Below are 8423 nucleotides of genomic sequence, written 5' to 3'. Positions count from 1 at the left end.
GGGGCTAGTGGCGGCCACGGGGGGACCAGCGGTGGGGCGGCGGAACAACGCCTTGGTAAAGGCGGCCGTGAATAGCTCGTTCTCAGGCACGGCGGGGGTGTGCCAGTAATCGGCCAGCAGCAGGCGTTGGGCGGGGCCGGCCAGCACCAGCGTGCGGTTGGCCCGGGCCTCCCAGGTGGGGGCCCCGTCGGCGGCCAGCAGCACGTACTTATAGGAGAGCGAACCGGCGGGCAGCTCCACGTCGAGGTACCACCGGCCGGCCACGTCGTCGTAGTGCATGAGGGCGGCGGCGGCGGCGTTCCAGTCGCCTAGGGCGGGCCGGCCCCGCACACGGCGAGGCGCTGGCCCCAGGCGGTGCGGTACGGAAGCGAGAATTGAATGGTCATAATCAAAGATTAAAAAACTGCCGAAAGATAATTCCGCTCCGCTGCGTTGAGCGCTAAAGCAAACGGTTTCACGTTGCTGGCCCGGGCCAGGGTTCCAACCCAGGCCCCTAAATTTGCGTTTAGACGACCTTACCCTTTTCCGCCTGCACCATCAGCACTTCTGCCCTCTACCTACGCCGCGCCCTCTACGCCCTGCTGGGGCTGATTGGTTTTGTGCTATTGCTACTCCTTATAGTAGTGGTGGCGCTTCAGTTCCCGGCCACCCAGGATTTTGTGGCCCGCCAGGCCGAAAGCTACCTGCAAGGCAAGCTGAATACCACTGTGCGTATTGGAAAATTCCGCACCGACTTCCGCCACGCCATTAACCTGGACGACGTGTACCTGGCTGACCAGAAGAACGACACGCTGCTGTCGGTGGGCCACCTGGGCGTAAGCATTGATATTTTCGCCCTGGCCAAAAAGCAGGTGAGCATCAGCGCCGTGGAGCTGAACGATGGCCGCGTGCGCCTCACCCGCACGGCCCCCGATTCGGTAAACAACTACGACTTCATTATTGACGCCTTCACCGACCCTACGGCTCCGGTGGACACTACTGCATCAGGCATAAAGTATAACATTGGCAAGGCGCAGCTGACCAACATCTACTTCACCCAGGACGACCAGATTACCGGCTCCGACCTGCGGGCCCGGCTGGGCGAGGTGGCCGTGACGATGGACGAGGTGGACGTGGATAAATCCATTTATAAGGTGGACGAAGCGGCGCTGCGGCGGGCGTCCATTGTCATCAACCAGACCAAAACGGCGCCCGAGGTGGCCGACCCCAAGCCTTCCGAACCGCTCACGTTGCAGTTCGGACTGAACCACGCGGTGCTTGACAGCGTGCGTTTTGTGTATAAAAACGGGCCCGCGGCACAATTTATTGACACCCGCATCGGGCTGGCCGACGTGACGGCCAAAAATATTGACCTGCAAAAGGAGCGCGTGGATTTGACCAAGCTCACGCTGAAAAACACGCACTTCGCCTACGCCCAGAACAAGTTAGTGCCTGTGGACCAGCGCGTGGTGAACCCGGCCGAGGCGGTGCGCAAAATCAACGAGGCCGCCGACAAGAACCAGCAGGCCCAGGACCCCGCCGGGGCCCCACTGAGCTGGCGCGTGACGCTGGCCGAATCCGACATCAGCGGCGTGGACGTGGCCTTCGACAACTTCAACGAGCCCAAGCAAAAAACCCGGCTCCCGGCCCTGGACTACAACCACTTGCAGTTCACGGACCTGGTGCTGAATACGCACGACCTGGCATTTTCGGAAAACCGCACCACCGTGAAGGTCGACAACCTGGCGGGCAAGGAGAAGAGCGGCTTCCGCATCGACTCGTGGCGCGCCAACGTCATCTACGACTCGGTGCAGGTACGCCTGGACAGCCTCGACCTGATTACCCCGCACACCCGCATCCGGCGCACGCTGGCCATTGGCTTCCAGAGCCTAAGCGGGCTGAGCGACCCCAAGCAGCTGGCCAAGATGCGCGTGGAAGGCGACCTGCGCAACGTGCGCCTGGGCTTCCGCGACATCCTGTACCTGGCCCCCAGCCTGGCCGATACACCGCCCTTCAACACGGGTCCCAACCAGTCGCTGCTCATCAGCGGGCTGGTGAACGGGCGGGTGGACGACCTCACGATTCGCAACCTCGACGCGGTGGCCCTGCGCGGCACCGTGCTCAAGGCGCGGCGGGCCCGCATCACCGGCCTGCCCAACGTGGACGGGCGGCTGTACACCGAGTTCGACGTGCAGCAGTTCAGCACCACGCGGGCCGATATTTTGAGCCTCGCGCCGAAAGGCAGCATTCCGGACAACATCAGCGTGCCCCCTACCCTGTCGCTGAGCGGCACGTTCAAGGGCCGGCCCACCACGCTGCAATTCGCCACCGACTTGCAGCTGAGCACCACGTATGGGGCCCTGGCATTCAAGGGCGACCTGGGGGCGGCGCAGGCCAACGGCAAGCAGCCGCTGGTGGGCACGTTCGCGGTGAAGGGCTTTGACTTTGGGAAGCTGCTGAAGGACCCGCAGATCGGGCGCGTCACGGCCTCGGGACGCATCAATGCCACCGGCAACTTGCAGGACCCCGCTACCCTGGTGGGCCGCGTGAACGCCACCGTGCAGAGCGCCCGCTACAACGGCTACACCTACCGCGGCATCACCACCACCGTGGACATCGACCGCAACAAGTACACCATTAAGGCCAGCAGCCGGCAGGACCCCAACCTAGCCTTCGACCTGAACGGTGTGGTGAACCTGCGCAACGGCAACAACCCGGCCTACGCCTTCAACGTGAACCTGAAAAGCGTGAACCTGAAGGCCCTGGGCCTATACGACGGCGACTTGCGCATTCAGGGCAACCTAAAAACCGACCTGAGCGGCAACAGCCTAAATACGATTCAAGGCACATTCAGCGGCACCAACGTGGTGATTGTGCGCGATAACCAGCCGTTTGCTTTCAACACCTTGCAGGGCCGCATCATTCAGACGGCCACGCGCACGGCGGTGGACTTTGACTCCGACTTATTTGCAGTGAAGCTCGACGGTAACGTGCACCTGGGCGACCTGGCCCCCGAGCTGCAGCAGCACCTGGCGCGCTACCTCAAGCTGCCCGGCGTGCGCTACGTGGCCAACGGCGCCGACCGCCATTTCACTTACTCGCTGGCGCTGAAGGACCCCAAGCTGGCCACCAAGCTGGTGAAGGGCCTGAAGGAAATTTCGCCCTTCACCGTAGCCGGCGAGTACAGCCGCCCCCAGGCCAAGCTGACCGCTACCACCGCCATCCCCATCATCCGCTACGAGAACTACCGGGTGGACTCGCTGAACCTGAACGTGGGCTCGAACGCCCAGAAGCTGGACTACGCCCTGCGCCTGGCCCGGGCCGCGCAGGACACCACCATCAAGCTGCGCCAGCCCGCCATTGTGGGCAACATTGCTAATAACAAGGTGTTTGCCCGCGCGTCCATCCTCGGCGACTCGAGCGACCGGGAGCGGCTGGCCCTAGCCGGCACCTTGCAAACCCTGGACGCCCCGGCCCGCCGCGGGCAGGCGGCGGGGGCCGTGGTGTACCAGTTTGAGGCCGCGCCCGAGCAGATACTGAACTACGAGAACTGGACGGCGGGCGCGGGCAACTTCGTGCGCTACTACCCCAGCGGCGCCGTGGTGGCCGACAAGCTGAACCTGACCAACGGCCGGAGCACGCTGGCCGTGCAGAGCAAGGACCCCACCCAGCAAACCTCGCCGCTGAATATCACCTTCAAGGACTTCGACCTGGCCGAATTGGCCAAGGCCGTGGAGCAGCAGGATTCGCTGGTGGCCGGCACTCTCGACGGCACGGCCGAGCTGCGCGGGCTGGGCACGCCGCGGCTGGCCTTCGTGGCCGATGCCACCGTGAAAGGCCTCGTGTTCCAGAAAGCCAACCTGGGCGACCTGTCCCTGCGCGCCACCAACCCCAGCGCCGACCGCTACGACGTGGACGCCCGCCTCACCGGCGGTGAGCCCGGTGGGGCCCCTAATGACGTGCGCCTGGCCGGCTTCTACCTCACCACGCCCAATAGCCCCAGCCCGCTCAACTTCACCCTCACCGCCCAGCGCCTCAACCTGAAGCTGGTGGAGCCGTTCTCGGTGGGGCAGGTGCGCAAAGCCACCGGGGCCCTAAACGGCGAGCTGGCCATAACGGGTACGCCCAGCGCGCCCATCGTACGCGGCCGCCTCGTGACGACCGACGACGCCAGCTTCGTGGTGCCGCAGCTGGGGGCCCCCTACCGCCTGCCCGGCCAGGCGCTGGCGTTCGATGCCGAGGGCATCAAGTTCGATAATTTCACGGTGCTCGACTCGGCCTCGAACCGGGCGGTGGCCAACGGCTACCTGCGCACCAAGAACTTCGTGGACTACGTGTTTGACCTGCGGGCCGTGAGCGACAACTTCGTGGCCGTGAACAGCACCCGCAAAGACAACCAGCTGTTCTACGGCAAGCTGGTGCTCGATTCGGACACCCGCATCACGGGGCCCCTGTCGCTGATTGCCGTTAAAACCAAGGTCACCATTGTGGACGGCTCGCGCTTGACGGTGGAAGCGCCGACCGACGACCCGGCCGCGGTGGCCCGCGACGGCATCGTGAAATTTGTGGACAAGAGCGCCCTGCTCGATACCTCACTGGCCCGCAAAGTGCGGCTGGATACGGTGCAGACCAGCGCCACGGGCTACAGCATCGCGGCGCAGGTAACGGTGACGGCCCGCACGCCCTTCACCATCGTCATCGACCCGGTGAGCGGCGACAACCTGCAAGTGCGCGCCAGCGGCACCCTCGATACGGAGATGGACCCGGCCGGCACCATCACCCTGAGCGGGCGCCTGACCGTGGCCCGCGGCAAGTACCACCTCTCGCTCTACGACCTGGCCACCCGCGACTTCCTCATCCGCCGGGGCTCGACCATCAACTGGACCGGCGACCCTTACAACGCCGACCTCAACATCACGGCCGTGTATAAGGTAAAGGCCCCGCCGTCGGAACTGATTGCCAGCCAGGGCGCCACCGACCCCGCCATTGCCAGCCTCTCGCGCAACCTGCTGGACTTCAACGTGCTGCTGAACGTGACCGATCAGATTAGCAAGCCCACCATCGGCTTTGATATTACGATGCCGGAAAACCAACGCTCGGGCGAAGTGGGGAGCCAGGTGGAGGCCCGCCTGGCCGCCCTGCGCCAGCCCAACCAAACCTCGGAGCTGAGCAAGCAGGTGTTTTCGCTCCTGATTCTGGGACGCTTCGTGACCCAGAATCCGTTCCAGAGCAGCAGCGGCGAGGGCTTCGTGGCCGGGCAGCTGCGCGGCTCGGCCAGCGCCGTGCTCACCGAGCAGCTCCAGAGCCTGACGGGCAAGTACCTCTCCGGCCTGGGCCTCGACCTGGGCGTGACCAACCAGGCCACTTACGGCACCGACGGCAGCCAGGGCAGCCGCACCGACCTGAACGTGGCCGTGAAACGCCAGCTGCTCAACAACCGCCTCACCGTGCGCGTGGGCACCGACATTGCCCTCTCGGGCGGCAACGGCACCCAGAGCACCACCGGCACTACCAGCGCCAGCAACCTGGTGGGCGACGTGAGCCTGGAGTACACCCTGCTGCGCGACGGCCGCCTGCGCCTGCGCGCCTTCCGCCAGAACGGCTACGAGGACATCGACGGGCCCATTGTGCGCACCGGGGCCGCCCTGGTGTTCCAGCGCGACTACGATAACCTCGGCGACCTGTTTGCCAAGGTGAGTGCCCCCGTGAAGCAGCAGCGCAAGGAAAGCCGCCAGCAGGAAAAGCTGGACCGCAAAGCCGAGCGCGACTCGGTGAAAAACACGGCCCCCCGGGCCGATAGCAGCCGCGTGAAATGACCCAGCCCCCCACCCACCGCCTGGGGGCCCCCGCGGCCCCGGCCCGCCGCCTGCGGGCGCGCCGGCCCGCGCACCTTTTTAACCCCATCGTATTGCTGTTGACCCACCTACCTTCCCGCCTCCGTTTTCGCAACCTGCTCGTGGGCGGCGCGGCCCTGTGGCTGTCGGCCTGTTCGGGGCTAAAATACATTCCGGCCAACGAGAAGCTCTACACCGGCACGACGGTGAAAGTTGAGGCCCCCGAGAAGCTCAAAAATGAATCGGCGCTGGTCACGGAGCTGGAGTCCGTGGTGCGGCCCGTGCCCAACTTCTCGTTGCTGGGCATGCGCCCCAAGCTGTTTTTCTGGCACCTGGGCGAAGGCAAGACCAAGGGCCTGGGCCACTTTTTTGCCGATAAGCTGGGCGAGGCCCCGGTGCTGCTCTCGCAGGTGAAGATTCCGGCCACCGAGAACCTGATGCTCAACCGCCTCTACAACCACGGCTATTTTGCGGCCAAGGTGAGCCACGAGGTGAAAGAAAAGGACCGCACCGCCCAGGTAGACTACAAAGCCACCGTGGACCGGGCCTACACCATGCGCAGCATCACGTTCCCACCGGGCGACACGCTGCTCAACGCCGCCATCCGGGCCACGGCCCCCGGCTCGCTGCTGAAGGTGGGCGACCCCTACGACTTGGCCGTGCTCACCAACGAGCGGCTGCGCATTGACGAGGCCCTGAAAAACCAGGGCTACTACTACTTCTCGGCCGATGCGTTGCTCTTTGAAGTCGACAGCACCTACCACAAGCAGGTCGACGTGTTCGTGACCGTGAAGGGCCTCACGCCCGCCCGCTCGCGCCAGCCCTACCGGCTGCGCAACGTGACGCTGAACACGAACTACGTGCTGACCGACACGACCGAACGCCCCCCCATCATCGCCGATGGCTTCCGGTACTTCCCCGACGAGGAGATGTTCCGAGCCAAGGCCATCACGCGGGCCACGTTCCTGTTCCCGGATAGCCTGTACCGCCGCAAGCGGCGCGACCAGACCCTGAGCCGCCTCATGAGCCTGGGCACGTTCAAGTTCGTCGAAATCCGGTTCAATCCCGTGGCTGCCAGCGACTCGACGGGCCCCACGGCCCGCTACCGCGCCAACGCCCCGGCCAGCACGCGGGAAGACTCCACGGACATCGGCACCACCCAGCAGTTTCCGGCCATGCGCGCCCCCGTGGGCCTGGGCCGCCTCGACGCCGATGTGCTAATGACCCAACTCAAGAAGAAAAGCCTGCGCGCCGAGCTAGGCCTCGTCAGCAAGAGCAACGGCTTTGTGGGCCCCGGTTTGAAGATTACGTTCCGCAACCGCTCGGCCTTCCGCGGGGCCGAGCAGTTGCTGGTGAACGCCACGGCCTCGACCGAAACGCAGAGCAACGCCGGCGGCGAAGGGACCCTGGGCCTGACGAGCTACGAGCTGGGCCTGAATGCGCAGCTGCTTGTGCCGCGCCTCATCGTGCCCAACCTGCCGTTCTTCAACCCGCGCCTGGTGAACTCCGATTTCCAGCCCCGCACCACCTTCGAGGCGGGCGTGAAGCTGGTGACGCGGGCCAACTTCTTCACCGAGCAGCTCGTGAACCTGAAGTACGGCTACAGCTTCAAAACTAAGATTACCAACGAGCAGGTCATCACGCCCATCGACGTATCGTACGTGCGGCTCTCGAATACCAGCCTGGCGTTCGATTCGCTGCTGAATGAGAAGCCCTTTCTGAAAAACTCGTTCCGCCAGCAGTTCATCCTGGCCAGCAGCTACCGTTACACCTATAACCAGCAGGTGCTGGAGCAGCGCCGCCAGCAGATCTATTTCCAGGGCGGCATCGAAACCAGCGGCAACCTGGCTGCGCTGCTTGCCGGCAAAATAGGTACTAAGAACGACGAGGGCAAGTACACCATCGGCAACCAGGTGTTTAGCCAGTACGCCAAGCTGGACCTGGAATTCCGCGAGTACTTCCGCCTCTCGGCCGACCCCGCCAAGGGCAACCGCATTGTGGGCCGCCTGCTGGCCGGCGTAGGCCGCCCCTACGGCAACTCCAGCGTGCTGCCCTACATCAAGCAGTACGGCATTGGGGGCCCCAACTCGGTGCGGGCCTTTGCCGCCCGGGGCGTCGGCCCCGGCACCTACCGCCCCACCGGCGCCGACGTGAACAACAGCTTCTACGACCAGGTGGGCGACATGCGCCTGGAGGGCAACATCGAGTACCGCCAGGATTTGTTTCCCTACGTGAAGGGGGCCCTGTTCATGGACGCCGGCAACATCTGGCTCGTGAACGACGACCCCGCCCGGCCCGGCGGCCAGTTCAAGGCCAGCTCCTTCTTCAACCAGCTGGCCGTGGGCGCGGGCGCGGGCATTCGCATCGACGTGCAGTTCTTCGTCATCCGCTTCGACTACGCTGTGCCGCTGCGCGCCGGCTACGGCACCCCTGTCGACGACGCCGGCAACGTGAGCCGCACCGGCCGCCTGAACCTGGCCATCGGCTACCCGTTCTGATTCCTGCTGGGGGCCCCACAAGCAGGGCCAGCTGACGCAAAAAACGGAGGGCCCCGGCTACCGAATGCATCCGTTGCATTCCGTGGCCGGGGCCCTATGTTGTTGCCAAACG

General features: G+C 64.8%; 3 protein-coding genes. 2 read left to right on the top strand and 1 reads right to left on the bottom strand.

The window, feature by feature from the left end:
* On the bottom strand, positions 1-330 hold a 330-nt coding region (locus BEN49_RS25125; protein WP_239692107.1), incomplete at its 3' end, for a carbohydrate-binding module family 20 domain-containing protein.
* A gap of 293 nt (positions 331-623) precedes the next feature.
* Here BEN49_RS25125 and BEN49_RS25120 point away from each other — a divergent pair.
* Complete coding sequence (locus BEN49_RS25120) at positions 624-5795, top strand: translocation/assembly module TamB domain-containing protein (protein ID WP_070747879.1); 5172 nt, start codon at positions 624-626, stop codon at positions 5793-5795.
* On the top strand, positions 5792-8311 hold the full coding sequence (gene tamL / locus BEN49_RS25115; RefSeq protein ID WP_070747876.1) for a translocation and assembly module lipoprotein TamL: 2520 nt from the start codon (positions 5792-5794) through the stop codon (positions 8309-8311). The genes BEN49_RS25120 and tamL overlap by 4 nt, the downstream gene beginning before the upstream one ends.
* Positions 8312-8423: the final 112 nt, after the last annotated feature.

The sequence above is a fragment of the Hymenobacter coccineus genome (genome assembly GCF_001816125.1).
Lineage (GTDB): Bacteria > Bacteroidota > Bacteroidia > Cytophagales > Hymenobacteraceae > Hymenobacter > Hymenobacter coccineus.
This window is presented reverse-complemented; position numbering and strand designations above follow the sequence as displayed.